Source organism: Sporosarcina sp. FA15 (genome assembly GCF_051550195.1).
Classification (GTDB): domain Bacteria; phylum Bacillota; class Bacilli; order Bacillales_A; family Planococcaceae; genus Sporosarcina; species Sporosarcina psychrophila.
On record NZ_CP188818.1, the window covers coordinates 3,513,313 to 3,540,000 of the forward strand.

At 44.3% G+C, this 26,688-nt stretch carries 20 protein-coding genes, 1 tRNA gene, 2 rRNA genes, 1 other RNA gene, 2 pseudogenes and 1 other annotated feature (1 of these 27 only partly in view); of the genes and pseudogenes, 4 read left to right on the forward strand and 22 right to left on the reverse strand.

All coding sequences use genetic code 11. From position 1 onward, the window contains the following. Positions 1-38: 38 nt before the first annotated feature. From ACP8HG_RS16615 to ffs, 6 genes are all read right to left on the reverse strand, one after another. Positions 39-302, reverse strand: coding sequence for a pro-sigmaK processing inhibitor BofA family protein (locus tag ACP8HG_RS16615; protein WP_255428539.1), 264 nt, complete (start codon positions 300-302; stop codon positions 39-41). 56 nt (positions 303-358) lie between these two features. Then, complete coding sequence (locus ACP8HG_RS16620) at positions 359-571, reverse strand: YaaL family protein (RefSeq protein WP_338654444.1); 213 nt, start codon at positions 569-571, stop codon at positions 359-361. Positions 572-584: 13 nt separating this feature from the next. Further along, positions 585-1,181 carry a recombination mediator RecR gene (gene recR / locus ACP8HG_RS16625; protein WP_067213769.1) on the reverse strand — a complete coding sequence of 199 codons (597 nt, stop codon included), beginning with the start codon at positions 1,179-1,181 and terminating at the stop codon, positions 585-587. An 11-nt stretch (positions 1,182-1,192) separates the two neighbouring features. Beyond that, positions 1,193-1,513 (reverse strand): YbaB/EbfC family nucleoid-associated protein, encoded by a 321-nt coding sequence (locus ACP8HG_RS16630; RefSeq protein ID WP_067213770.1) that lies wholly within the window; start codon positions 1,511-1,513, stop codon positions 1,193-1,195. 21 nt (positions 1,514-1,534) lie between these two features. After that, on the reverse strand, positions 1,535-3,244 hold the full coding sequence (dnaX, locus tag ACP8HG_RS16635) for a DNA polymerase III subunit gamma/tau (protein WP_421103224.1): 1,710 nt from the start codon (positions 3,242-3,244) through the stop codon (positions 1,535-1,537). A 179-nt stretch (positions 3,245-3,423) separates the two neighbouring features. Further along, an RNA gene (ffs, locus tag ACP8HG_RS16640) (signal recognition particle sRNA large type) lies at positions 3,424-3,690 on the reverse strand. Between the two features lie 118 nt (positions 3,691-3,808). On the opposite strand from ffs, the gene ACP8HG_RS16645 reads away from it, so the two are divergent. Continuing rightward, positions 3,809-3,901, forward strand: a tRNA-Ser gene (locus tag ACP8HG_RS16645). A 374-nt stretch (positions 3,902-4,275) separates the two neighbouring features. Here ACP8HG_RS16645 and thrB read toward each other — a convergent pair. The 3 genes from thrB to ACP8HG_RS16660 are packed head-to-tail and all read right to left on the reverse strand — an operon-like array spanning position 4,276 to position 7,522. After that, positions 4,276-5,169 (reverse strand): homoserine kinase, encoded by an 894-nt coding sequence (gene thrB, locus ACP8HG_RS16650; protein WP_338654438.1) that lies wholly within the window; start codon positions 5,167-5,169, stop codon positions 4,276-4,278. Then, complete coding sequence (gene thrC, locus ACP8HG_RS16655; RefSeq protein ID WP_067213773.1) at positions 5,169-6,227, reverse strand: threonine synthase; 1,059 nt, start codon at positions 6,225-6,227, stop codon at positions 5,169-5,171. The genes thrB and thrC overlap by 1 nt, the downstream gene beginning before the upstream one ends. Then, positions 6,227-7,522, reverse strand: a complete 1,296-nt coding sequence (locus ACP8HG_RS16660; protein WP_067213774.1) for a homoserine dehydrogenase — start codon at positions 7,520-7,522, stop codon at positions 6,227-6,229. The genes thrC and ACP8HG_RS16660 overlap by 1 nt, the downstream gene beginning before the upstream one ends. A 156-nt stretch (positions 7,523-7,678) precedes the next feature. Here ACP8HG_RS16660 and ACP8HG_RS16665 point away from each other — a divergent pair, with 156 nt between their 5' ends. Next, the gene (locus ACP8HG_RS16665) at positions 7,679-9,049 is read left to right on the forward strand and encodes an aspartate kinase (protein WP_338654435.1); all 1,371 of its coding nucleotides are present in this window, start codon (positions 7,679-7,681) and stop codon (positions 9,047-9,049) included. 236 nt (positions 9,050-9,285) lie between these two features. Here the strand turns inward: ACP8HG_RS16665 and ACP8HG_RS16670 are convergent, their stop codons facing one another. From ACP8HG_RS16670 to ACP8HG_RS16690, 5 genes and pseudogenes are all read right to left on the reverse strand, one after another. Next, the gene (locus ACP8HG_RS16670; RefSeq protein ID WP_187046273.1) at positions 9,286-9,966 is read right to left on the reverse strand and encodes a hypothetical protein; all 681 of its coding nucleotides are present in this window, start codon (positions 9,964-9,966) and stop codon (positions 9,286-9,288) included. Positions 9,967-10,159: 193 nt separating this feature from the next. After that, positions 10,160-10,723, reverse strand: a pseudogene (locus ACP8HG_RS16675) (deoxynucleoside kinase). Positions 10,724-10,760: 37 nt separating this feature from the next. Next, a pseudogene (locus ACP8HG_RS16680) lies at positions 10,761-11,231 on the reverse strand (deoxynucleoside kinase); the annotation flags it as partial. Positions 11,232-12,954: 1,723 nt separating this feature from the next. Then, positions 12,955-13,623, reverse strand: a complete 669-nt coding sequence (locus tag ACP8HG_RS16685; RefSeq protein ID WP_067213776.1) for a deoxynucleoside kinase — start codon at positions 13,621-13,623, stop codon at positions 12,955-12,957. Then, positions 13,610-14,257: a deoxynucleoside kinase gene (locus ACP8HG_RS16690; RefSeq protein ID WP_067213777.1), complete on the reverse strand. Its 648-nt coding sequence runs from the start codon at positions 14,255-14,257 to the stop codon at positions 13,610-13,612. Before ACP8HG_RS16690 ends, ACP8HG_RS16685 begins: the two co-directional genes overlap by 14 nt. A gap of 303 nt (positions 14,258-14,560) precedes the next feature. Between ACP8HG_RS16690 and tadA the strand changes: the two genes are divergently transcribed. Then, positions 14,561-15,073, forward strand: coding sequence for a tRNA adenosine(34) deaminase TadA (gene tadA, locus ACP8HG_RS16695; RefSeq protein WP_338654429.1), 513 nt, complete (start codon positions 14,561-14,563; stop codon positions 15,071-15,073). Positions 15,074-15,131: 58 nt separating this feature from the next. Here tadA and serS read toward each other — a convergent pair whose 3' ends face one another. The 3 genes from serS to pdxS all read right to left on the reverse strand — a co-directional run bounded on the left by serS (position 15,132) and on the right by pdxS (position 18,390). Next, positions 15,132-16,409, reverse strand: a complete 1,278-nt coding sequence (gene serS / locus ACP8HG_RS16700) for a serine--tRNA ligase (RefSeq protein ID WP_338654427.1) — start codon at positions 16,407-16,409, stop codon at positions 15,132-15,134. A gap of 193 nt (positions 16,410-16,602) precedes the next feature. Next, positions 16,603-16,820, reverse strand: a binding site (T-box leader). Between the two features lie 80 nt (positions 16,821-16,900). Further along, the gene (locus ACP8HG_RS16705; RefSeq protein ID WP_338654424.1) at positions 16,901-17,476 is read right to left on the reverse strand and encodes an NUDIX hydrolase; all 576 of its coding nucleotides are present in this window, start codon (positions 17,474-17,476) and stop codon (positions 16,901-16,903) included. 68 nt (positions 17,477-17,544) lie between these two features. After that, positions 17,545-18,390 (reverse strand): pyridoxal 5'-phosphate synthase lyase subunit PdxS, encoded by an 846-nt coding sequence (gene pdxS / locus ACP8HG_RS16710; protein WP_438297257.1) that lies wholly within the window; start codon positions 18,388-18,390, stop codon positions 17,545-17,547. Between the two features lie 599 nt (positions 18,391-18,989). Here pdxS and ACP8HG_RS16715 point away from each other — a divergent pair. Then, on the forward strand, positions 18,990-20,405 hold the full coding sequence (locus ACP8HG_RS16715; protein WP_067214115.1) for a PLP-dependent aminotransferase family protein: 1,416 nt from the start codon (positions 18,990-18,992) through the stop codon (positions 20,403-20,405). Positions 20,406-20,425: 20 nt separating this feature from the next. Here ACP8HG_RS16715 and ACP8HG_RS16720 read toward each other — a convergent pair whose 3' ends face one another. From ACP8HG_RS16720 to ACP8HG_RS16740, 5 genes are all read right to left on the reverse strand, one after another. After that, positions 20,426-21,772: a serine hydrolase gene (locus ACP8HG_RS16720; protein WP_067213782.1), complete on the reverse strand. Its 1,347-nt coding sequence runs from the start codon at positions 21,770-21,772 to the stop codon at positions 20,426-20,428. A 174-nt stretch (positions 21,773-21,946) separates the two neighbouring features. Next, positions 21,947-23,410 carry an IMP dehydrogenase gene (guaB, locus tag ACP8HG_RS16725; protein WP_067213783.1) on the reverse strand — a complete coding sequence of 488 codons (1,464 nt, stop codon included), beginning with the start codon at positions 23,408-23,410 and terminating at the stop codon, positions 21,947-21,949. Positions 23,411-23,513: 103 nt separating this feature from the next. Then, positions 23,514-23,993, reverse strand: a complete 480-nt coding sequence (locus ACP8HG_RS16730) for a glutathione peroxidase (RefSeq protein WP_187046277.1) — start codon at positions 23,991-23,993, stop codon at positions 23,514-23,516. 303 nt (positions 23,994-24,296) lie between these two features. Beyond that, positions 24,297-24,412 (reverse strand): 5S ribosomal RNA (gene rrf / locus ACP8HG_RS16735). 81 nt (positions 24,413-24,493) lie between these two features. Further along, positions 24,494-26,688, reverse strand: a 23S ribosomal RNA gene (locus ACP8HG_RS16740) (it continues 737 nt past the right edge of the window).

The window sequence follows — 26,688 nt, forward strand, 5'->3', positions numbered from 1 at the left end:
ACGTCTCTGAACATAAGTCAACACTTTATAACAAACTTTCATAAAAATATTGCAAAAGCGCATAGCGTGGCGATTCCTGGTATCCCTAAAATCGCGAGTAATAGTCCAGACGTGATGTTTACAGGCACATAGATACCCACAAAACCCCCTGCAACATTCATTGCAAAAAGAACAAGGAACGCGAATGCCAACCGAAACCAATAGACCGATAAATGTTCCAAAGCTCGGTGGATATGTTTCTTATCCACCACTACTAATAGAAGGAGAACCAATATAACGACAACAATACCGATAACTTTCACGGGAAACACTCCTTTTTCAATGAATGATCCATTCTATGCGATCCCGTGAAAATATATCAATCCTTGCCTAACTGTCGAGCTTTTGCTTCTTTATATAAGTAAAAGTGTTTACACTCGGCTATTTTACGTCTAACAATTACTTCTTGATCATAATCATTGAGATAGCGCTCAATCCCTCTTGCCTGTTCCCACTCTTCTTTCGTTGCTACCATTAATGAATGAAGGCGTTCATCAAACTCTTTTTTCAGCTTACTTTTTCGTCTAAACACCGAAGCGGACCCCCTATAACTCCCGGCGACCTTCCAGCGCCTTCGATAATGTAACTTCATCCGCGTATTCGAGATCACCGCCGACAGGTAGTCCATGCGCAATTCTAGTTGTTTTGATTCCTGAAGGTCTCACAAGCCTCGAGATGTACATCGCAGTCGCTTCTCCTTCTATTGTAGGGTTCGTGGCTAGGATCAATTCCTCAACCTCTTCATTCTGCAATCGAACAAGTAGCGACGGGACATTAATATCCTCAGGGCCAACTCCATCCATCGGCGAGATAGCACCGTGAAGGACATGATAAAGCCCCTTGAAATCCCTCATCTTCTCCAAGGCAATAACGTCTTTCGGGTCTTGAACAACACAAATTATCGAACCATCGCGTTGTGTATCCTGACAAATGTGGCAGGGGTCGATATCTGTAATATGACCGCAAACTGAGCAAAAACGCAGATTCCGTTTAGCGTCAACCAAAGCTTTTGCAAAATCCAACACAGTATCTTCCTTCATGCTTAAGACAAAAAACGCCAGACGACCCGCTGTTTTCGGGCCGATACCTGGCAATTTCATAAAACTATCCATCAGTTTTGATATTGGTTCAGGATAATGCATTTATGTGCCTCCTAGAACATTCCTGGCAGATTCAATCCTTTTGTGAATTGACCCATCGTCGAGTTCGTTAATTCTTCCGCTTTAGCCATAGCATCATTCGTAGCAATGACAATAAGGTCTTGTAACATTTCAACATCTTCCGGATCCACTACGGACGGGTCAACGATTACTTCGACAACCTGCTTATCTCCAGATACGATGACTTTTACCATACCGCCGCCTGCTGCACCCTCAAGACGTTTTTCACCAAGCTCTTCCTGTGCTACAGCCATTTGTTTTTGCATTTTCTGCATTTGTTTCATCATGCCTTGCATATTTCCCATACCCTTCATGTTTGTTTCCTCCTCTAATTTTTAATCGTCATGGACTTCTATGAAATCTTTACCGAAAATCTTTTCCGCCTCAGTTACAATCGGATCCGCATTTTCCTGTTCTGCTTCCTTTACGAAAGAAAGCATTTCTTCACCAGGCACCCCTTCATCAGAACTTTCCGGCTCTTGTTGTTTAGCGAGCCCATTTTTCCGAATGAAGTCTCCCCTTACACTCAACCAACCTTCTTCAGGCACATACACGACTTCATATGCTTTCCCGGTTCGTGAACGTAAGGCATCTGACAAGCCCGACCGAAGTGACGGATTTTCAGACGCCATGAGGCAATGGATTTCATATTTGAATTTTAACACAAAAGCATTCTCTGATGCTGCGACTGGTTCTGTCTCTTCGAGAAGCGCGGCATGTGACCTTTGCATTGTCTGCATCATCCCCGCCCATTCTTCCCGAATCGTCTGGATGTCTTGTTTTGTCGCAGATTTCAATACTTCGTGAATTTTACCTGTCGGAACTTTGAAGCCTTGCGACGATTTTGACGCATTTTTCCGTGGTTGAGCGGATTGATCTGCAGCCGTCTGCTTATTCATTCCACCACTAGACATCTGCTGTTGCAACTCCATAATTGTGCGCTCAAGATCTGCTACCTTCTGCGTAAGCCCCGGATCAATGGCATGATTGCCTCCACTGACCTGCACGGGGCTGTCAAGATGAATCATTTTCAAAAAGGCAGACTCAATATAGACTTTTGCATGATTGGAGAACCGCATTTCCTGTTGCGTTTTTGCCAGTATGTCAATGAATAAGTACAACGTATCCATTTCAAATCGTTGTGCCATTTCTACAAACCGTTCATCGCCAGGTATGAGTTCGAGTAAATCTTTTAAGCTGGGTGCTGTTCGCAGAAGAAGAAGATCCCGGAAAAACGTGATTAAATCTTCTGCTAGCCTGGAAACATCTTTTCCCTCCGCAATAAGTCGATCAAGCAATGTCAGTACCATGCCAGCGTCTTTACCAAGTAGCGCTTCCGCCAACTGATGGAAAATGTCTTCACCAATTGATCCGGTTACAAGCAGTGCATCTTCAATTGTTATCTTGTCTCCACTAAACGACACAACTTGGTCAAGCATACTGAGTGCATCACGCATTCCTCCAGAAGCCGCCTGCGCAATTACTTTCAAAGCACTTTCATCAGACTCAATACCCGTATCCGCAAGTACCGTCTTCATTCGATTAGTAATATCAGCCGGTGTAATTGGTTTAAAATCGAAGCGCTGACACCTCGAAATAATCGTCAATGGTAGTTTATGCGGTTCTGTGGTTGCTAAGATAAATACGACATGCGATGGCGGTTCCTCAAGAGTTTTCAAAAGCGCATTGAATGCCGAATTTGATAACATATGTACCTCATCGATAATATATACTTTAAAACGAGCATTCGACGGGGCAAACCGTACCTTTTCAATAATGTCTCGCATTTCCTCAACACGTGAGTTCGAAGCTGCATCAAATTCGATGACATCCGTATTCGATCCTTCCGTGATGCTGATACACGTCGGACACTCATTGCACGGTTCTTTTGCTGGACCATTTTCGCAATTTAACGCTTTCGCAAAAACTTTCGCCGCACTTGTCTTCCCTGTACCTCTTGGACCCGAGAAAAGATAAGCATGTGTCGTCTTATTATGAAGGAGGGCGTTCTGAAGTGTCTGTTTCACATGTTGCTGTCCGGACATCTCAGCAAATGATTGAGGCCGATATACGCGGTAAAAAGCTTGATACACCAACAGTTTCCTCTCCTTTTGACGCAATGCGCTAATGTTTCCATTATAGCACAAACGCCTATACGAATCCTTTATTAGCGCAACAAAAAACTCGTCCGCAGAAACGGACGAGTCGAATTGTGAAATTAATGCCGTGCACCTTCCTCCGACAGCCACACATAAGCGTTACTCCTGTCGCCAGCTCGGTCTAGGCGACCCCGCGGCACATGAGAAATTCTACTTAATGCTGCTTCCTTCCGGACCTGACATAGTTCATAGGTTCCCATTGCGCGGGACCCAAACGTCAACACTGCGTGCAAGAGGCAGACCCTACAATACGGACAGCCTCGGGAAGGGATTCAGTCTTGCTAGAGCGGATTGCAAGTTACAGGACACCGCTATCTCCCCACCTAGCACGGCATTTACAAGTATACTCAATCTGCTAGATTAAATCAATTAATATCATGTGAACAAAGTTATTTTTATAAAACTGTTGACACTTCATTTCAAACATGATAAATTATTAGTTGTTGATACGGAGGTATACCCAAGCTCGGCTGAAGGGATCGGTCTTGAAAACCGACAGGGGAGTCAAATCCCGCGGGGGTTCGAATCCCTCTACCTCCTCCATTTTTTCAACTAAACGTATATGCTTGAAATCGAATTCGTTAGTAGATAACGAATTTTTATTTTGCCTATTATAGTAATTAAACTTTAAGAAGCGGAGCCATTTTACTGGTCCGCTTCTTTTTTGTTCTGTCTAGACTCCAGCGCCTAGCCCCTGGGCCCACAGGACGTGGGTCATGTAGCTGTTGCGACAGGATGTCGCGATCCTAAGCTGCCTTCCTCTGTCGCTTCAGTCCTGAAGTTAAAGGCAAAGAGCGCCTTTATCTTCAGGCCCTCCGACGTACAGGACGTACTAGTGCCGACGTTGCCACAGGACGTGGCGAATTTAGTCGGCCAGCGCTTTTCGGGTCTACCGAGGCGCTTGCGCTTTTCTCTATTCAATTAACCACAGCACCCGCATTAGACGGTTTGACAGCAATACAACCATAGTACGGGAACGCAACTGCCAATCGCTTTGCCAATTCGCCCTCGTTACCTTGTTTCACAGCCACGAAAAGAGAAGGACCCGCTCCACTAATTGTCATGCCATACGCACCGTACTCGTGGCAAACTTCACGGATCCGGTCGAACTCAGGAAATAACTTCTTACGATACGGCTCATGAAAGATATCCTTTTCCATCATACGCCCCGCCGTTTCCCAATCATCCCGGGCAATCGCTGCTGAAAGTACATTCCCCGCTGCGCTACTACGTATTGCTTCTGAATGTGAGAGTTGGCCTGGCAGAAGCCCCCTAGATGCTTCCGTCAGCAATGCCTCAGGCGGAACAAGTATCACAGCTCCCATTTTTGGTTCTCTTATATGAACGACATCCATTTCCACGCCATCAAAATAAGAAATTGTCACTCCCCCAAGAAGTGCAGCCGAGATATTATCCGCGTGCCCTTCATATCCACTACCTAGAAGCACTTTTTCCTTCGCGGAAAGATTCAATTCAAGAAGTTGGTTTGCAATTTCAATTCCTGCTGCAATTGCCGTTGCACTGCTTCCAAGTCCTTTACCAAGCGGAATATCCGACTGAATGATAAGTCGTGATGCTGGTGCAACACGCCCTTTTCGCTCAGCTATATTAGTAACTGTCTTCACAATTAAATTATTTTCACCGGTCGGTAAATCTTCAAAACCATCGTCTTTATACGTAACTTCCCAATCCTCTGACGGCGATACATTCACCGTCATATAAAGATTAAGTGCAAGTCCGATACTATCGAAGCCTGGCCCAAGATTTGCCGTCGATGCAGGTACGACAACGGAAAAATTGGATTCTGCCATTACTTTGCCCCCGCCTTTAACTCACTAAGAAACGCATCAAATTGTTCCCGTGACATCATTGGTTTCTCTTTATTTACTTCAATTGCTGTATCTGGATCTTTTAGACCGTTACCCGTCAATACAGCAACTACAGTTGAACCTTTTTTCAACAAGCCGCTCTCCACTTGTTTTTTAACGCCCGCAATTGAAGCACACGAGCCTGGTTCTGCAAAAACACCTTCAGATGAAGCGATTAAACTATATGCTTCTAAAATCTCTTCATCTGTTACAGCGAGAATTGTTCCATTCGACTCCGCCAAGGCATTGTTCGCCAGTTCCCAACTTGCGGGATTACCGATTCGAATTGCCGTTGCAACCGTTTCGGGGTTTTCGAATACGCGATTATAAACAATCGGTGCAGCTCCGTCGGCTTGTACACCAAGAAGAACCGGTAACTCAGTACCCTTCTTATCAGCATATTCTTTGAAACCTTTCCAAGCCGCCGAAATATTACCTGCGTTCCCAACCGGAAGTGCAAAAATATCCGGTACTTTTCCAAGTTGCTCAATCGTTTCAAACGCAATTGTCTTTTGACCTTCAAGACGATACGGGTTAACCGAGTTCACGAGCGCAACGTCTCCCTCGCCAGCCGCACGCACCATAGCCAATGCTTCGTCAAAGTTGCCTTCGATTTCTACAATTTCTGCGCCATACATTTTCGCCTGAGCCAACTTGCCAAGTGCGATTCGACCTTCCGGAATAACTACAATTGTCCGCATTCCAGCACGAGCACCGTATGCCGCCGCCGCTGCAGACGTATTACCCGTTGATGCACAAATAAGAACTTTTTTTCCTTCTTCTTTCGCTTTTGCGACCGCCATAACCATGCCCCGGTCTTTAAATGAACCAGTTGGATTCGTTCCTTCCGTTTTCACGTAAAGGTTAATGCCCCATTGTTCAGATAAATTTGGCATGTGAATAAGAGGGGTATTCCCTTCCTGCAACGTTAACGCCGGCGTATTTTCTGTCACCGGTAACCATTCTTTATATTCCTCAATTAATCCATTCCATCTTTTCATCATTCTTCCCCCTCTACCCGGTAATGGCTTAGTACGCCGATTACCTTTGGTGTCTCGTTCAATTCATTCACAATATCTAAATGCTGTTGTCTCGAAATTTGATGCGTGATGAAAATCAGGTCCGCGTCAGCCGCCTTTTTATCGGAATGCTGAACAACCGTCGCCAGACTTGCACCGTGCTTGCTATAAATAGACGTTAATTTCGTCAGGACACCTACTTCGTCTCTCACGCGAATTCGGTGGAAATAACGTGCGAACTTATTACTATCACTTTTCACTTTTCGCTCATACTGAGGTGCGTGTAACCTTTTGCCGTTGACACCTAGCAGCAAATTACGGCACGCTGCAATAATATCTCCCGTTACAGACGTGGCAGTCGGCATTGATCCAGCCCCCGGTCCATAGAACATTGTTTCTCCAACTGCATCTCCATAAATATATACGGCATTGAACTCATTGTTCACTGATGCCAAAGGATGCGAATTCGGGAAAAACACAGGCTCTACAGCTACTTCAATACCATCCTCATTCTTCTTAGCTGACCCCGCTAACTTCACCGTATAGCCAAACTGCTCAGCCAGTTCTAGATCGCCTTCTTGGATTTCCTTCATCCCTCTCACAAAAACATCGCCTAGACGGACTTCGGTTGAGAAAGACAATGAAGCCAAAATAACCATTTTGCGCGCTGCATCAATGCCATCAACATCCGCCGATGGATCTGCCTCTGCAAAACCAAGTGCTGTCGCCTCTGCCAATGCATCTTCATAAGACATTTTTTCATGTTTCATTTTTGTTAAGATGAAGTTCGTTGTTCCATTCACAATACCTGTCAATGCACGGATTCGGTCAGAAGCAAGTCCATCTTCAAGGGTGCGAATTAACGGGATTCCGCCCCCGACGCTTGCTTCGTAAAACAGATCACACTTGTTTTCATCCGCCAGCTTCAATAATCCAGGTCCGAATTCTGCCATAACGTCTTTATTGGCAGTTACGACACCTTTTCCAGCGCGCAGGGAACTTTCAATCGCTTCTTTCGCATCGAAGGTCCCGCCCATCACTTCTACTATTAAATCTATAGACGAGTCTTCAAGCACTTCATACAAATTATCCGTGAATGTTTCCAATGAAAGTGTTGTTTCCCGATTTTTATGTAAATTTTTCACAAGAACTTTTTTAATTTTGACAGGAACGCCAAGTTTATGATGGAGGTCTTCTTGGTGATCTTGCAAGATTTTAGCCACCCCGCTGCCGACAACCCCAAATCCTAATAATCCAATATTAATTTCATTTCTCATTGACGATTCTCCTAACTGTATGTACACTATGAAAAAACAATTGTTCTTTGCATAAAGACATTATAGTGAAATATTCGGATAATAACAACCTTTTTGTGATAAAGTCATAGAATAAATACATTCATCCCATTATATAATAGAAAGGATTTGATAGTTGTGAAAGTTTGCAAATTTGGAGGTACTTCAGTAGCGTCTTCCGATCAAATAAAAAAAGTCGCTCAAATCGTTAAAACTGATCCCAGTCGTAAAATCATTGTTGTCTCAGCACCCGGCAAACGGTTTGGCTCAGATGAAAAAGTAACAGATCTACTAATCCAACTTGCTGAAAAAGCCCTTAGGGGGGAAGACACAGAAATTGAATTTAAGGAAGTAGTAGCCCGCTATCAACAGATCGCTGCAGGACTTGGTCTTTCAATGGAGATCGTATCCGTTATCGAAAATGATTTGCATGGACGTCTCGCTAACGATGTAAATGACGCCAATCTCTTCATGGATTGCTTGAAAGCATCTGGGGAAGACAACAACGCGAAGCTAATTGCTGCCTACTTCACACACATTGGAATGGATGCACACTATATGTGTCCAAAAGAGGCCGGTCTACTGGTCAATGAACGACCAGAACGGGTACGCGCACTCCCTGAAGGCGATGACCAGCTTGCACAATTACGCGACAAACCAGGTATTATCGTTTTCCCAGGCTTTTTTGGCTACACGACAGACGGAACACTTCGGACATTCAACAGAGGTGGATCGGACATCACAGGATCTCTACTTGCCGCAGCGACAGAAGCTGAGCTGTATGAAAATTTTACAGACGTTGACTCAGTCTTTGCAGCCAACCCGAATGTTGTCGACAATCCGGTCGGCATCGATAAAATGACTTACCGTGAAATGCGGGAACTAGCCTATGCAGGATTCTCCGTCTTTCACGACGAAGCGCTAATGCCCGCATTCCGTCGTTCCATTCCTGTGTGCATTAAAAACACCAATAATCCGGAGGCTCCGGGAACACTTATCGTCAATGAACGAAATTACTTTGCACAGCCGGTCATTGGTATTGCCGCTGATAGTGGATTTTCCACACTGTTTGTCGACAAATATTTAATGAACCAGGAAATTGGTTTCGGAAGAAAGTTATTGCAAATCCTAGAGGAAGAAGAAATTCCATTTGAGCACACGCCTTCCGGTATTGATAACTTGTCTGTCATCATCAGAAGTAAATTTCTCAATGCGGATAAAGAAGCACGGATTGTACGCCGAGCAAAAGAGGAATTGAACGCGGATCACGTCCATATGCATTCTAATTACTCCATGATCGTTCTTGTAGGCGAAGGAATGCGTCATTCTACTGGACTGGCTGCACGTGCCGCCTCAGCCATCGCACGCACTGGTGCTAGTATCCAAATGATCAACCAAGGTTCATCAGAAGTCAGCCTTGTCTTCGGCGTTCATAAAAAAGACGAAACAAAAATCTTAAAAGAACTGTACGCTGAATTTTTTCTGAAATCTGCGGTTCTTTCCAACTAATAAAAAATTCCATTGAATTCGCTACGTTGCTCGGGGATTCCTCCCACCATAAGCCAGATAAAGTATCCATTAACCTATATGGATTAACCTCTTGGAATTAACAATATTCTTCGTCGTTCGGTTGGCTCCCCCCTGTTAAAGCGCCTGCGCTCCATGAGTTTATTTAGGTATCGAATTACTCAATATACATATAGATAAAACGGCACACCATCTCATTAGATGGTGTGCCATTTGTCTTAACATAGCGGCATAAACATACCTGGAAACTGCTTAACAATGCCACCCGCTATCAAATCCGACATTTCTAAAGCTTCCGCTTCGATTTTATCGAACACTTCAATATCAGCCTTATAGTTTTTCTGAAGCATATAAACTGCTTCCTGTTTGGTTAAAGCCAAATGCGTATAAAACATTTTTCTAAATTCTTCTTTGTTTAAATACGGATTGATGCTACTTAAAAGGTCGGCGATATCGTCTGCATTCCTATACCATTGTTTCTCCGCTTCCGCCGCCTTGTTCGGATCCCCTTTTGCAGCTGCCGTTACTAATTCAGCAGCTAGCACTAAATGTTCTTTAATCAGTGCGGCGTATCTATCCGCTATATTATCGCCATAAAAGGGCCGTAAGCAATTCCCCAAATCCGTCGCATTTCTCAAAAGACGCTCTTGGACAGACGGTAAATCCGGCAAGCCGAATACGATGCCCATAATCGTCATCCTCGTCCAGTTGACATGCTCCATCCAGAGAAGCCGGTTCATGCTCATAAAGTCGGCTTTCGCCTTACTTATGCAACATCTGCCATATACATCAGTTTGGTTATTTAAGATATACCTGACGGGCGCCGTATAATGTGAATATGGCCCTTGATAACTCGGCCCGACAGGATAAGAGGGTAATCCGTTCGAATAAGGGTTCACTTCACAATCACTCCTTTAAGCCATAGTTTCATTCAAATAAACAGATAAGGAAATTGCTTAACAATCGTATCCGTAATCATTCTTAACTCCCAAGTCTCCCACAGGTGTAACCATTACATCCTATTCAAAATGGGTAAAACTTGTGAAATAAAAAATGCAGCCCATAATACCGGCTACATTCTTGTAGTTTAGTTCATTTCTTCAAAAGTGACGTTTGCTTCAGGGAATGCCCGATTTTATCGACAATCGTTTCCACTTCAATAGGATTATTAATAAGATCATAGTCATTAATATCGAAACGTAATACTGGGCACGTATTGAATGAATTAATCCAATTCTCATACCGCCCATGCATCTCTTCCCAGTAAGCAATTGGTGTCTCCTGTTCCATTATACGACCGCGCTCTTTCACACGCGAGATAATCCCGTCAAGCGGCCCCTCCAAGTAGGAAAGTAAATCCGGATGCGGGAAATACGGTGTCATAACCATCGCTTCAAACAGATTGGTATACGTATCATAGTCAACGAGATTCATCGTCCCTTTTTCCATATGCATTTTCGCAAAAATGCCTGTATCTTCATAAATCGAACGGTCTTGGATAAAACCGCCGCCATATTCGAAAATCCGTTTCTGTTCCTTGAAGCGCTCTGCCAGGAAGTAAATCTGTAAGTGGAGTGCATCCGCAAGCGCCTACGTCATCGTCGACTTGCCAACGCCTACTGTCCCCGCAATTGTAATAACAGCATTTTGCGGGATGCCGTATTTTTCGCGTTAGTTCGTTCAATCTTGCTCCTTTTCGTATCGTCGCGTCGACAGTATCTAAAATGAATTGCAGATCCTCTTCACTGTTGACGAAATCAAGATCATCTCCGTTGAACCGAAGAACAGGAATTTCAGGATGTGCCGATTCAAAATACGTGATGAACGTCTCGTAATCTTCCGCAAGTTGCTGCAAATAAACGGGATCCATGTTTTTTTCAAAATCACGCCCGCGCTGGGAAATACGCTTTACAAGCGTGTCCAAGCTTGCGTGAAGGTAGATAATGACGTTTGGGACAGGCATGTCCTTCGTCAAAATCTTATAAATTTCCTCGTACTTCATATATTCTGTTGGATCTAATGTACGTTTTGCAAAAATGAGGTTTTTAAAAATATGATAATCAGAAACAACCGGTTTTTGTTCAATCAATATCTCGGTTTTCGTATCTCTAAGCTGTTTATATCGATTACAAAGAAAATACATTTTAAATAAGAAATGCCATTGAATACGCTACGACGCTCGGGGATGCCTCTTGGCATTAACTGTATTCTTCGTTTTTCGGTTGGCTATCCCTGTTAAGGCGCCTGCACTTAATGAGTTTATATAGGTATCCAATTATTCAATATACATATAGATAAAACGGCACATCATCTCATTAGATGGTGTGCCGTTTGTCTTAAATTAGTGGCTTAAACACACCCGGAAAATGCTTCTATGTGAGATGGGTGTTTATAGTTCTACTTTCAATCACATGGGTTGATTAACCAAAAACTACCAGTAAATAACTGAATCAAACACTAGGCACTTCTTGTACAGTATCTTTGGATTGAACGACCTCTATACGATTACCGAGATGTTTTGATGTATAGGAATGCGACAGGTAACTATTCATAACGGGATTACTAAAAAGGGTGTGGCTGGTTTGCCAAAAGCTGACCGGAAATGATCCCGTGAAAACAGAGTTTTTCAAGCCTTTCTTACCTGTTTTTTATGCGAGAAAATGGTTAATCAACAGTTGTGACTATCAATCTGATTCTCCATCAATCGACGGATTTTTATGTATGATTATTTCTCCATTCTCTATGATAAGTTGAGTTAAAGAATCCCATTGAATCTGCCATGGCACTCAATAATAAACGAGGTGTAATTCGGGGTGTGAATTGTAGAACGCTTGGCGCTTTGGCGAACCCTTTGCCGCGCCTGCGCTAGGGTATTCAATATCGAGAGAAATGCGATTTTGAGATGTATATGGCGAGAATGTAAGGTGATTACTATTTGATATAAATTTAATTCGAGAAATTTGCAATACAGATTGCGGGTCTAATCCCTGATTATGAAATGCGCTTTCTCACATAGACTATCCAGCGCAGGCGCGTCTTCGTGGTAGCCGGAGCGATAAGACTGAAAGCGGTCTCCTTTCTGGCTTATCGCGGGAGGCATCCACAAAGCGTCGAAGCGGTATTAGTGGGAATCCTAATTCATTCCAAGTACTAGGGCTTTTTCCGTATTTCCCACGAATTAACCGCTTTTCTATCGCAACAATTTTAATGACTCGCGAAAAAAGAAATTTCCCCTACACACCATCAGCATTAGACAAATTAAGCTGTCGAAGGAAATGGATAAGATGAAATTCCTTCCGAAATAAATGGGTATCTCTCGTTATTTATCGGAATTTTTAGTTTTAATTAACCCTGAAGTTCCTGTACAGTTAAGAAAAGAAGCTGTCTGGGGGGAATGGGAATGCCGTACAAAGTGATAGCCATAGTGTGTTCAATAGTCGCCATTGCATGTTCAGTTTTGGTTTTAGCCAGCGCCCACTTTATTGATGATTGGGCTGAGGAGGAACTCAGCTTTAGCCATGAAGTATCCGCGGCCAGCACAGCAGATCGAGTGGACAGAGTAAGCGACTATCTTGTAAGGTGGCAGTCGAATATGACGAGTAAAGGTTTCACGGACGAGCAAGTGGAAGAAGGGAAGAAGGTTGTCGCGAAGCACCTGGCTGACATCAAGTTGACATCCAAGACAGACGATTAGGTTTAGAGAAAAGAACAGTTCTCTTTTACCGCATCGTGTAAAGGCCTGTTTGTTGTTTTTGTCGGCTTAAAGATCAAACTGGCCAGTTAGTTGAATAAATAGGGACCTGTCCGCTAATGCGAATTGGCCCCTGTTTTGCCCTGCTAATTTTTTGTCCTCAAAAAGAGTATCCGTTATATTTTTGGGGATGATTTCATTTTTTCAAAAGTGACGTTTGCTTCAGGGAATGTCCTATTTTCTCAACAATCGTTTCCACTTCTCGCGGATTAGTAAGAAGATCATAATCATTGATATCTAGACGTAATACCGGGCATGCATTGAACGAATTGATCCAATTCTCATAGCGTCCGTGCATCTCTTCCCAGTATGAAACCGGTGTCTCCTGTTCCATCACGCGACCGCGTTCTTTGACACGTGAAATGATGCCGTCAAGCGGTCCTTCCAAATAAACCAGCAAATCCGGATGCGGAAAATAGGGTGTCATAACCATTGCTTCAAACAGATTCGTATACGTATCATAATCAACCGGGTTCATCGTCCCTTTTTCCATATGCATTTTTGCAAAAATACCTGTATCTTCATAAATCGAACGGTCTTGGATAAATCCGCCGCCATATTCAAATATACGTTTCTGCTCCTTGAATCGCTCTGCCAAGAAGTAAATTTGTAAATGGAAGCTCCACTTTTCAAAGTCATTGTAAAAAAGATCGAGGTAGGGATTCTGATCGACATTTTCAAATGATGTCCTGAAATTCAGTGCATCCGCAAGTGCCTGCGTCATCGTTGACTTGCCGACCCCCACCGTCCCTGCAATTGTAATGACAGCATTTTGAGGGATGCCGTATTTTTCACGTAAGTTCATTCAATGTAACTCCTTTTCGTATCGTCGCATCGACAGTATCTAAAATGAATTGCAGATCCTCTTCGCTGTTAACGAAATCTAGATCATCTCCGTTGAACCGAAGAACAGGAATTTCAGGATGTGCCGATTCAAAATACGTGATGAACGTCTCGTAATCTTCCGCAAGTTGCTGCAAATAAGCGGGATCCATGTTTTTCTCAAATGCACGCCCACGCTGTGAAATACGCTTCATAAGTGTGTCTAGGCTCGCGTGTAGGTAAACAATTATATTCGGAACAAGCATGTCCTTCGTCAAAATCTTATAGATTTCCTCGTACTTCACATATTCTGTTGGATCTAATGTACGTTTTGCAAAAATGAGGTTTTTAAAAATATGATAATCAGCAACAACCGGTTTTTGTTCACTCAATATCTCGGTTTTAATATCGCTAAGCTGTTTATATCGATTGCAAAGAAAAAACATTTCGGTTTGGAAACTCCATTCCTCGATGTTGTCATAAAATTTATTTAAAAATGGATTTTCATCCACAATCTCTTTTAGCTGATGGAATTGCTGTGTGTCCGCGATTGCCTTGGAAAGTGACGTTTTTCCAACTCCAATCGGACCTTCGACCGTTATGAACGGAACAGACATCAGAAATCCTCCTTCACGTCGTCATAATATATAGTACTCTTTATTTTATCACACGGTTGAAATGAAAAATAGAGTGTAGCAAATGTTTCACACTCTTCAACATTCAGACTTTTTCCACGTGGAACAATTTTAAGGAACGGTGAAGCAGTGCCCTATATCCGGGATGGATGCAGCTTAATCCTTCCTAGCCGTACCGACTTCTGACCCCGCATCTGGACGCTGTAGTTAGACAACACCTCGATTAAGAAAACATCCTTCATTCACCACTAGATAATGCTACACTATCACCAAGGAGTGATGACTTTGGATACTTTTAATAAAGACCGGCTATATATGCAGATGGCAATTGACGAAGCGATGAAAGCACAGGCTCTTGGCGAAGTACCCATTGGCGCGATCATCGTTCATGAGGATAAAGTAATTGCACGGGCACATAATTTGCGAGAAACCACCCAAAACGCAGTTACCCATGCAGAGTTGTCGGCAATTCAAGATGCATGTCAAGAAATTGGTAGCTGGCGCCTTGAAGATACAACTCTATATGTCACACTAGAGCCATGTCCAATGTGCGCAGGTGCTATTTTACAGTCTAGAATCCCACGTGTTGTCTACGGTGCTCGGGATCCAAAAGGCGGTTGCGTTGACTCACTCTATCGCTTATTGAACGATCCACGATTTAATCATGAATGTGATGTGGTTGAAGGCGTGTCGGCGGATGAATGCGGGGAGATGCTTACGGCATTTTTCAGGGCCATTCGTGAACGGAAAAAGAGTGACCAAAAGCGTAAGCGCCTTGATCAAGAGCTTGAATCCTAGACAGGAGAAAAAAGAAAACGTGCAGGACGTCGAATGACGCCTTGCACGTTTTCTTTTTTTAAAGGGTAATAACTTCTTTTCCACCCATATACGGACGAAGAACCTCAGGAATAACGACAGAACCATCTTCCTGCTGATAATTTTCAAGGATTGCCGCTACAGTACGGCCAATTGCTAGCCCGCTGCCATTCAATGTGTGAACGTATTCCGGTTTCGCACCCGCTTCTCGGCGGAAACGAATATTTGAACGACGCGCCTGGAAATCTTCAAAGTTTGAACAAGAAGAGATCTCGCGGTACAGGTTTTGTGTTGGAATCCACACTTCTAAATCATATTTCTTCGCAGCTGTGAATCCTAAATCTGCTGTACACATTTTTAGCGCACGGTATGGCAATTTCAATAACTGCAATACCTTTTCAGCGTGACCTGTCAATTTTTCGAGTTCATCATAAGAATCTTCCGGCTTCACGAAACGAACAAGCTCAACTTTGTTGAACTGGTGCTGACGGATTAGACCGCGCGTATCACGGCCAGCAGATCCCGCCTCTGAACGGAAGTTCGTGCTATACGCCGCAAATGCAACCGGTAATTGTGCAACATTCAAGATTTCGTCGCGGTGGAAGTTCGTTACAGGCACTTCAGATGTCGGAATAAGGAAGTAATCCTCTTCGTTGATTAAAAATGCATCTTCCTCAAACTTCGGCAACTGTCCTGTACCCGTTAAACTTGTACGATTCACCAAATACGGCGGCAACATTTCTTCGTAGCCATGCTCTTCAATATGAAGGTCAAGCATGAAGTTAATCAATGCGCGCTCAAGACGAGCCCCCAGTCCTCGGTAAAAAACAAAACGGCTTCCCGTCACTTTTGCAGCACGTTCAAAATCAAGGAGATTTAAATCCGTTCCCACTTCCCAGTGTGGCTTTGGCTCAAATCCAAATTCAGGCTTCTCTCCCCACACGCGAATTTCGACATTATCGTCTTCGCTATCGCCAACAGGAACACTGTCATGCGGGATATTAGGGATACGCATCATAATATAATTCAATTCTTCCTCAACCGTATGCAGTTCTTCGTCGAGTTTTTTGATGTCTTCCCCAACTTGACGCGTACGTGCAATAACGTCATCTGCATTTTCTTTATTACGCTTCATTTCAGCGACCTTTTGAGATACTTCGTTACGTTCCGCTTTCAAGGTTTCAACTTTTGCAATCAATTCTCTACGCTTATCATCAAGAGCTTGGAATTTATCGAGCTGAGAAATATCCTCTCCGCGTTTAGATAGCTTCTCTTTCACTTCATCAAAATTTGCACGGACTTTTTTAATATCTAGCATGAATAATTCCTCCTTAATTTTTAGACGATAATGGAAAGTGGACAACAAAGAAAAGCGTAAGGTGCCACTTAGCTCCGACAAGCGCTGAAAGGCTTACTGACAAAGGTGCTTTTTGCCTTTATCACCAAGACGGAAGTGACTCGAGGGGCTGACACCTGAAGCTGGACAACAAAAAAAGCCCTCGATTCCCTATAAAAGGGACGAGAACTACCCGCGTTGCCACCCAAATTGACCGGACAACCAAGTCCAATCCACTCCATTGAAATAACGGCTCAACTGCCGGCTCAGGCCTACTAAACGTTTCAGCCCGGCTACTCAGGGACGGATTCACAAGTGTTTTTACCGGCTCACACCACCCGCCGGCTCTCTTCAAAAAACGTGCTTGTTACTGCTTCCCATCATCGTCTCATGTTTGAAATTACCCTTACTTTACTACAAGCTGGTTTTTTTGGCAAGTCACTCAAAGAAAAAATGTATCCGCTTTCTTAAGATTACTCTTTAAAGATATGTGCAACTTGTTCAAAATAATTTCTTTCGTGTGGAACAAAGTCGCTGAGACCAATTTTCGCCAATGTTCCATCGAAAATATTGATGCATTTAACTGTCATTACTTCATTAACGAAAAGGTCAATTAGTGCTTGTCGCTCCACGACATGGACACTTTCTACTTCCTCTTGTTGCAATGAAAATTCGCTTGCTGCAAAAGTTGAGTCATATAAGAAGACATTCGAAAACTCACGATCAATAAAGTTAGGCAATTTGATAATGTTCTGCACAACACCTTTCGAATGCAGCTTCGTTATATCGACTTCTATGCCTAATTCCTCTTCCACCTCACGAATGCCATCTGCCACAGTTTCTGTTGATAGAATATGCCCTGCGGCGGTAATGTCAAACAATCCCGGAAAGTCTTTTTTAATAGCGCTTCTTTTTTGAATATAGACAAACTGATCATCGACTAGCCAGCAATGGAAGGTTTCATGCCACAGTCCCTCAAAGTGGACCTTGGCTCTATTTTCATTTCTCAAATAGGTATAGTTTTCATCGAAGACCTTTAATTGTTCCATTCTTATCACCCCTATAATTAAGTATACAAAAAAGCGAGGGATTTCTCCCCCACTTTTTTCTTAATTAATTACCAACCGCGTTCTGACATACGCTCTTCCACTTGAAGGGTTCCGATTTCTAACCCTTTCATCGGTTCTCCAATGTCTTTAGACAGTTCACCAATCAGTTTATAGTCTTTGAAGTTTTCTGTTGCTTTAACAATTGCACGTGCAAATTTCTCAGGATTTTCGGATTTGAAAATACCTGAACCTACGAATACGCCATCTGCGCCAAGTTCCATCATAAGTGCGGCATCTGCAGGTGTCGCCACGCCGCCCGCTGCATAGTTTGTCACAGGTAGACGTCCGTGTTTTTTGATGGCAAGAAGGATTTCATAAGGTGCACCAAGATTGCGCGCTTCCGTCATTACTTCGTCGTCATTCATATGAACAAGTCTACTCACTTGGGCATTCACCATACGAAGGTGACGTACCGCTTCGACAATATTTCCCGTTCCCGGTTCGCCTTTTGTACGAAGCATTTTAGCCCCTTCACCAAGACGACGCGCTGCTTCTCCAAGATCACGAGCTCCACAAACGAACGGCACACTGTATACGCTCTTCAGTAAATGGAATTCCTCATCCGCAGGAGTAAGTACTTCACTTTCATCGATATAATCAACACCGAGTGCCTCAAGTACGCGGGCTTCGGAAATATGACCGATACGTGCTTTCGCCATCACCGGAATTGAAACAGCACCTTGTACGTCCGTAATGATTCGTGGATCCGCCATGCGTGCAACACCGCCCGCTTTTCTTATATCAGAAGGGACGCGCTCAAGTGCCATTACTGCAATTGCCCCTGCCGCCTCCGCTATTTTTGCCTGCTCCGCATTAATGACGTCCATGATGACGCCTCCGTATTTAAAAATCATGTTACCTTCCCCCTTTTTATATTGTCTAGAGTCCAGCGCCTAGAGGCTCGGAGGCCCACAGGATGTGGGTCACACAGACATTGCCGCAGGAAGCGGCGAATTTAGGCTGTGATCATTGAAAGCCGTGCCGACTATACGGCAAAGAACGCCGCTTGGGCCTGCCGGATGCAGGTCATGCAGTCGTTGCGACACGACGTCGCGAACTTAGACTGCCTTCCTATATACCCGTCTTATGCCTGTCGCCTCTGAACAGGCGCTTCCCTCTTTTCTTATTGTCTAGAGTCCAGCGCCTAGAGGCTCGGGTCATAAGCCGTGCCGACTATACGGCAAAGTGCGCCGTTCCGTCAGCCCGTCTTATGCCTGTCGCCTCTGAACAGGCGCTTCCCTCTTTTCTTATTGTCTAGAGTCCAGCGCCTAGAGGCTCGGGTCATAAGCCGTGCCGACTATACGGCAAAGTGCGCCGTTCCGTCAGCCCGTCTTATGCCTGTTGCCTCTGAACAGGCGCTTCCCTCTTTTCTTATTGTTCAGTATAATAGAATATGACCTTATTGAAACACTCAGTTCCAAACAAGTTGAAGGGGTCAGATGGAGTGGTTGCTGTGGAGATGCTATTAATCAAATTGGAAAAAAGTACAGATACGCCGCTATATGAACAAATGTACAACCAAATACGACGGGATATTACAGATGGGAAATTGCCAGTTGGCATGAAACTTCCATCTAAACGAAAACTTGGTGACTTTCTTGATGTCAGTCAGACGACGGTTGAACTTGCCTATGCACAGCTTGCAGCAGAGGGGTTTATTTCATCGAAACCTCGAAAAGGTTTTTATGTGCAGGCAATTGAAGAACTAGCTTACGCCCAACCGATGCAGCTGTCCGTAAAAAGGCCGGTTGAAAAAATTGAAGATATAACCTTCGACTTTTCACCAGGTAAAATCGATACAGAATCATTTCCTTTTACACAATGGCGAAAGTACGCAAAAGATGTGATGGACGAGTCTTCCAAGGATCTCCTGCTTCTCGGGCACCCTCACGGTGATTGGGAACTTCGTCAAGAAATTGCACGCTATTTATATCACTCCCGCGGCGTTGACTGTACGCCGGAGCAAGTCATCATTGGTTCAGGTACAGAACAACTTATGCCGCTTGTCATCCGCATTCTAGGAACGGCAGCGACATATGCAATCGAAGATCCCGGCTACCCGCTTACTCATCACGTTTTTTTCCACAACAACCGGGAAGCAATTCCGATTGCAGTCGATGAAGAAGGGATGGATGTAAGGTCTCTACAACACTCAGGTGCGACTGTTGCCTATGTGACTCCCTCTCATCAATTCCCTACCGGCATCGTCCTCTCAGCAGCGCGTAGGACTGCTTTATTGAACTGGGCATCATCAGGTGACGAACATTTTATCATCGAAGACGATTATGACAGCGAATTCCGATATACTGGAAGGCCAATCCCTTCCTTGCAAGGTATGGATAAAGGCGGCAACGTCATTTATTTAAGTACATTTTCAAAATCTCTGATGCCATCGCTACGGATTGCTTATATGGTGCTTCCCCTTATGTTACTAAGTCGTTATGAAAAAGCATTCATTCATTATTCAGCAACAGTACCAAGGCTCGACCAGCACATCCTGGCCCGCTTCATGGCTGACGGTCACTTTTCACGCCATTTAAATAGGATGCGGAAAATATATAAACGTAAACTTCAAGTTCTCACAGAGGCCCTGTCATCCTACGCTCCGCATGTTTCATTTTCAGGCGATGAAGCAGGCATGCACATTATTCTTACCGTCCACACTGAAACAAATGAAAGATCCCTAGCAATAGCAGCAAAGAAGGCAAGCATCCGCGTATACGGCTTAAACGGTTACAGAACAGCTCCCAAAGAAGGTGAACCATCCTTCCTTCTCGGCTTCGGCGGCCTTTCTACAGAGGCCATTAAACAAGCCATCGAGGATCTCATGTATGCATGGTCCATTGAAAAAGGCGAAGAATCCATTTAAGGATTCCTCGCCTTGATGTTTTATTTAAACAAACCTTTTACAAATCCTGTTGCACTACTCCAAATGCTTGCGAAAAAGTCACCGATTGCGCTCATTGTAAGCGAGAACCAGCCAGCCTTCTCAACTGCATCCTTCGTAACAACATCAGCTCCCGGATTAGTTGAATCAATGAAGCCATAATCCGTTCCTTCTGTTTTCACGAGATTGACATGACCGACAACTGTACCTTTTTTAATAGGTGCCTGAAGTGCATTGTCCTTCATTTTTGATTCATCAATCACAAGTTCAGGTACATAGAGATCCTTTTCACTCGTTTTCACCATCATACGGATCGGTTCCTTTACCTCTACAGCGACAGTTTTCGCTTTCCCTTTGACAACGTCGAGCGTTTTAGAATCTTTGAACTGATAACCAGCCGGAACAAATTCAACTTCTGAGAATTGACCGAAACCGTAGTCGAACAAAGCACGCGTCGCATCAAATCGTGCTTTGTACGAGCCTACACCTTTCGCATCAACCGCTTTCATAACAACTGCAATGACCCGTTTACCATCGCGTGTTGCCGTCCCGGTGAAGTTGTGCCCTGCAAAGTCAGTCGTACCTGTCTTGAGACCGTCAACGCCTTCGTATTCATAAACAAACCCTGGAAGCATGAAATTCCAGTTGTCCATTTTGATAGCATCAGAAGTACCTTCACGGAATATTTTTGTTTTGACTTTCGTCGTTTCCAAAACTTCCGGATAATCATGTAACAAATGGTAAGCTAGTTTTGCGACAGATTTTGCAGGCATGACGTTTTCGTCTTCTGCACCTGTCCCTTGTGGATGCATTCCTTGAAGGTCACTATTATTCAAACCCGTGGAATTGACAAATTTATAATCTTTCAAGCCAAGCTCTTCTGCTTTCGCATTCATCAGCTTCAAAAATTCAGTTTCTGTTCCTGCAATTGTTTCTGCAACGGCTATCGTCGCCCCATTTGCAGAATAGATGGCTACTGCTTCATACAATTCACGAATCGTGTATGTACCATCTCTCCGCAGTGGAACATTACTAAGCCGACGGTCTTGTGAAACCGCATATGTATAATCGTTCACTTTATATTCCTGATCCCAGCTTATTTTACCTTCTTCGATTGCCTCGAAAAGGATATATTCAGTCATCATTTTCGTCATACTTGCAATACCTAGTGGCGTATCTGCATTTTCTTCATATAATATTTTTCCACTTTCCGCGTCAATTAATATTGCACCATCTACATGGAGTCCTAGTGCTGAGTCGGCGTAAACTGGAACCGTCCCGAGTGTCATTATTAGTAGTAGCGGCACTAACAAAAATGCCACCCATCGTCTCATTTCTCGCTTCACCATAATACCTCCATCATTGCTATTTCCCTAAGTCATTTTATCATATTTCGGCTACTCTTTGGGTATTAAACCAAAAAAGCACCTTTCTGCTCATATGGAGACGCAGGAAAGGTGCTGAAGTTCCTTCATTCCGACCTAAAACTCAAAAAACATTAGTTCCTGGGTTAAAGCCTTTTATCAAAGTGAATAGTTCGGAGCTTCTTTTGTAATTTGTACTTGGTGTGGATGACTTTCACGTAATCCTGCACCCGTCATACGAATGAACTGTGCTTTTTCACGCAGATCTTGCAGATCTTTAGTACCGCAATAGCCCATTCCTGCACGAACACCACCGATTAGCTGATGAATCGTATCAGACAAGGGACCTTTGTAAGGCATACGCCCTTCGATTCCTTCAGGTACAAGTTTTTTTGCATCGTCTTGGAAGTAACGATCTTTAGAACCCTGCTCCATTGCAGCAATCGATCCCATACCACGATAGACTTTGAAACGGCGTCCTTGGAAAATTTCAGTTTCCCCTGGACTTTCCGTCGTTCCTGCGAGAAGACTTCCAAGCATGACAACATGTCCACCAGCAGCAAGTGCTTTGACGATATCACCAGAATATTTAATGCCACCATCAGCAATAATCGTTTTGCCTAACTTACGTGCTTCTGAAGCACATTCGTAGATAGCTGTAATTTGCGGAACACCAACACCTGCAACGACACGCGTTGTACAAATTGAACCAGGGCCAATTCCAACTTTGACAACGTCAGCGCCCGCTTCAAAGAGCGCACGTGTAGCTTCTGCAGTGGCAATATTACCCGCAATAATTTCAAGTTCTGGGAACCGCTGTCTGATCTGAGCAACTACGTCTAGAACACCTTTAGAATGCCCGTGTGCCGTGTCAATAACGATAACATCGACTTCCGCTTTCACAAGCTTCTCTACACGTACCATCGTATCAGTAGTAACACCAACAGCAGCACCAACAAGTAGTCGACCTTGTTTATCTTTAGCTGCATTTGGGAACTCGATTACTTTCTCAATATCCTTGATTGTGATCAAACCTTTAAGGATTCCATTTTCATCGACAATTGGAAGCTTCTCGATTTTATACTTTTGCAAGATTTTCTCTGCATCTTCCAATGTTGTGCCTACAGGTGCTGTCACAAGGTTTTCTTTCGTCATAACATCATCGATAACAAGTGAGTAATCTTGAATGAAACGAAGATCACGGTTCGTCAGGATACCGACAAGTTTTAGTTCTTCATTATTATTCACAATTGGAACACCAGAAATGCGGTATTTACTCATCAAATGCTCAGCGTCAAAAACCTGATGTTCAGGTGACAGGAAGAATGGATTAGTAATTACGCCATTTTCAGAGCGTTTTACCGTAACAACTTGTTCAGCCTGTTCTTCAATACTCATGTTTTTATGGATGACACCAAGGCCACCTTGACGTGCCATGGAAATTGCCATCTTCGACTCAGTAACTGTATCCATTCCTGCACTGATAACCGGAATGTTTAATTTTATCTTACTCGTCAGATTGACAGAGAGCGACACATCTTTAGGTAATACTTCAGAAGGTCCCGGTACAAGCAACACATCATCGAAAGTAAGCCCTTCACGCGTAAATTTTGATTCCCACATTTCAATATACCCCCTATTAGTTTCAATTGAATATTATTAAAAGGTTATCAGCGGCTACAATACCTGTCAAGTCAGTGATAACAAGTAAAAGTATTCCTATTATTCACTGAATAATATCGTTAATGGCATTACTCATTTTAAGTGGTGATGTTTGGGGTGCGAAGCGTTCTACAACATTCCCCTCACGGTCAATCAAAAACTTCGTAAAGTTCCACTTGATGCCCTCTGTAAGCATCCCTTTCTTTTGGGAAGTAAGATATGTGAAAAGTGGTTCGGCTTGGCCGCCCTTGACATCGACTTTTGCAAACATCGGAAAAGTTACGCCGAAATTGATTTCACAAAACTCCATTGTCTTTTCGATGTCATCGAATTCCTGGTTATTGAAATTATCCGATGGAAAACCAAGTACGACAAGACCTTGCTCTTTATGTTCTTCATATAGTTCCTGCAATTCTTTGAACTGGCTAGTAAAGCCACACTTACTTGCTGTATTTACGATAATCAAAGGCTTTCCTTTATAGTCTTCCATTGATTGAATTTCACCGTTTATTTTTTTGACTGAGAATTCATAGACTGTACTCATAGGATTAGCTCCTTTAACTTTAGTTGTCTACAAACAATAGGCTTTATCAAAGATAATTACAAGGATTCGGGATTGAAAGATGGCGTGTGTTGTTTCAGTTTGACCAGTCATAACGCATCACAGGCCTATTATATAATCGAATTGATTACAGTTAGATTCATTTTTAAATGATAGACATACGTTTCTCTTTTTAATTTCTAATTTCCACTTCATACTCCTACTTACCGCCAAACACGATCTCAAATTATCATTAAAAACAAACACAAAAAAACCACTACCTATAAGGTAATGGCCTTTCAATGAGACCGGCGGCGTCCTACTCTCGCAGGGGGAAACCCCCAACTACCATCGGCGCTGAAGAGCTTAACTTCCGTGTTCGGGATGGGAACGGGTGTGACCTCTTCGCAATCGTCACCAGACTCTTTGAGCTTGTTCGCTCAAAACTGAATAAAACAGACATTGTGCTACACAAAATCAGGGTAATCAAGCCCTTTTCAAAATTGGTTAAGTCCTCGATCGATTAGTATCCGTCAGCTCCACACGTCGCCGTGCTTCCACCCCAGACCTATCAACCTCATCTTCTTTGAGGGATCTTACTTACTTGCGTAATGGGAAATCTCATCTCGAGGGGGGCTTCATGCTTAGATGCTTTCAGCATTTATCCCGTCCATACATAGCTACCCAGCGATGCCTTTGGCAAGACAACTGGTACACCAGAGGTATGTCCATCCCGGTCCTCTCGTACTAAGGACAGCTCCTCTCAAATTTCCTGCGCCCGCGACGGATAGGGACCGAACTGTCTCACGACGTTCTGAACCCAGCTCGCGTACCGCTTTAATGGGCGAACAGCCCAACCCTTGGGACCGACTACAGCCCCAGGATGCGATGAGCCGACATCGAGGTGCCAAACCTCCCCGTCGATGTGGACTCTTGGGGGAGATAAGCCTGTTATCCCCGGGGTAGCTTTTATCCGTTGAGCGATGGCCCTTCCATGCGGAACCACCGGATCACTAAGCCCGTCTTTCGACCCTGCTCGACTTGTAGGTCTCGCAGTCAAGCTCCCTTATGCCTTTGCACTCTACGAATGATGTCCAACCATTCTGAGGGAACCTTTGGGCGCCTCCGTTACTCTTTAGGAGGCGACCGCCCCAGTCAAACTGCCCGCCTGACACTGTCTCCTGCCCCGATAAGGGGCATGGGTTAGAAGTCCAATACAGCCAGGGTAGTATCCCACCAACGCCTCATCCGAAGCTAGCGCTCCGGAATCCAAGGCTCCTACCTATCCTGTACAGGCTGCACCGGAATTCAATATCAGGTTACAGTAAAGCTCCACGGGGTCTTTCCGTCCTGTCGCGGGTAACCTGCATCTTCACAGGTATTATAATTTCACCGAGTCTCTCGTTGAGACAGTGCCCAGATCGTTACGCCTTTCGTGCGGGTCGGAACTTACCCGACAAGGAATTTCGCTACCTTAGGACCGTTATAGTTACGGCCGCCGTTTACTGGGGCTTCAATTCGAAGCTTCGCTTGCGCTGACCTCTCCTCTTAACCTTCCAGCACCGGGCAGGCGTCAGCCCCTATACTTCACCTTGCGGTTTTGCAGAGACCTGTGTTTTTGCTAAACAGTCGCCTGGGCCTATTCACTGCGGCTCTCTCGGGCTTTAACACCCTACCAGAGCACCCCTTCTCCCGAAGTTACGGGGTCATTTTGCCGAGTTCCTTAACGAGAGTTCTCTCGATCACCTTAGGATTCTCTCCTCGCCTACCTGTGTCGGTTTGCGGTACAGGCACCTCCCGCCTCGCTAGAGGCTTTTCTTGGCAGCGTGAAATCAGGGACTCAGGGATAAATCCCCTTGCTGTAACAGCTCAATGTTATAGGAACGGGATTTGCCTCATTCCACACCTCACTGCTTAGACGCGCATAACCAACAGCGCGCTCACCCTATCCTACTGCGTCACCCCATTGCTCAAACGGCGGGGAGGTGGTACAGGAATATCAACCTGTTGTCCATCGTCTACGCCTTTCGGCCTCAACTTAGGTCCTGACTAACCCTGAGCGGACGAGCCTTCCTCAGGAAACCTTGGGCATTCGGTGGAAGGGATTCTCACCCTTCTTTCGCTACTCATACCGGCATTCTCACTTCCAAGCGCTCCACCAGTCCTTACGGTCTAGCTTCGACGCCCTTGGAACGCTCTCCTACCACTGACATCTAAGATGTCAATCCACAGTTTCGGTGATTCGTTTAGCCCCGGTACATTTTCGGCGCAGCGCCACTCGACCAGTGAGCTATTACGCACTCTTTAAATGATGGCTGCTTCTAAGCCAACATCCTGGTTGTCTGGGCAACGCCACATCCTTTTCCACTTAACGAATACTTGGGGACCTTAACTGGTGGTCTGGGCTGTTTCCCTCTCGACTACGGATCTTATCACCCGCAGTCTGACTCCCAAACATAAATCATCGGCATTCGGAGTTTGTCTGAATTCGGTAACCCGGGATGGGCCCCTAGTCCAAACAGTGCTCTACCTCCGAGATTCTTAAGTTTGAGGCTAGCCCTAAAGCTATTTCGGAGAGAACCAGCTATCTCCAGGTTCGATTGGAATTTCACCGCTACCCACACCTCATCCCCGCACTTTTCAACGTACGTGGGTTCGGGCCTCCAGTAAGTGTTACCTTACCTTCACCCTGGACATG

Excerpts from the sequence above, each read along its gene's own strand:
- recR (WP_067213769.1), bottom strand. The coding sequence starts at position 1,181 with ATGCATTATCCTGAACCAATATCAAAACTGATGGATAGTTTTATGAAA.
- ACP8HG_RS16720 (WP_067213782.1), bottom strand. The coding sequence starts at position 21,772 with ATGGTGAAGCGAGAAATGAGACGATGGGTGGCATTTTTGTTAGTGCCG.
- thrC (WP_067213773.1), bottom strand. The coding sequence starts at position 6,227 with ATGAAAAGATGGAATGGATTAATTGAGGAATATAAAGAATGGTTACCG.
- ACP8HG_RS16690 (WP_067213777.1), bottom strand. The coding sequence starts at position 14,257 with ATGTCTGTTCCGTTCATAACGGTCGAAGGTCCGATTGGAGTTGGAAAA.
- ACP8HG_RS16685 (WP_067213776.1), bottom strand. The coding sequence starts at position 13,623 with ATGAACTTACGTGAAAAATACGGCATCCCTCAAAATGCTGTCATTACA.
- thrB (WP_338654438.1), bottom strand. The coding sequence starts at position 5,169 with ATGGCAGAATCCAATTTTTCCGTTGTCGTACCTGCATCGACGGCAAAT.
- ACP8HG_RS16705 (WP_338654424.1), bottom strand. The coding sequence starts at position 17,476 with ATGGAACAATTAAAGGTCTTCGATGAAAACTATACCTATTTGAGAAAT.
- ACP8HG_RS16630 (WP_067213770.1), bottom strand. The coding sequence starts at position 1,513 with ATGAAGGGTATGGGAAATATGCAAGGCATGATGAAACAAATGCAGAAA.
- ACP8HG_RS16660 (WP_067213774.1), bottom strand. The coding sequence starts at position 7,522 with ATGAGAAATGAAATTAATATTGGATTATTAGGATTTGGGGTTGTCGGC.
- serS (WP_338654427.1), bottom strand. The coding sequence starts at position 16,409 with ATGCTAGATATTAAAAAAGTCCGTGCAAATTTTGATGAAGTGAAAGAG.
- ACP8HG_RS16730 (WP_187046277.1), bottom strand. The coding sequence starts at position 23,993 with ATGAGTACAGTCTATGAATTCTCAGTCAAAAAAATAAACGGTGAAATT.
- guaB (WP_067213783.1), bottom strand. The coding sequence starts at position 23,410 with ATGTGGGAATCAAAATTTACGCGTGAAGGGCTTACTTTCGATGATGTG.
- dnaX (WP_421103224.1), bottom strand. The coding sequence starts at position 3,244 with ATGTCCGGACAGCAACATGTGAAACAGACACTTCAGAACGCCCTCCTT.
- pdxS (WP_438297257.1), bottom strand. The coding sequence starts at position 18,390 with ATGATTTTTAAATACGGAGGCGTCATCATGGACGTCATTAATGCGGAG.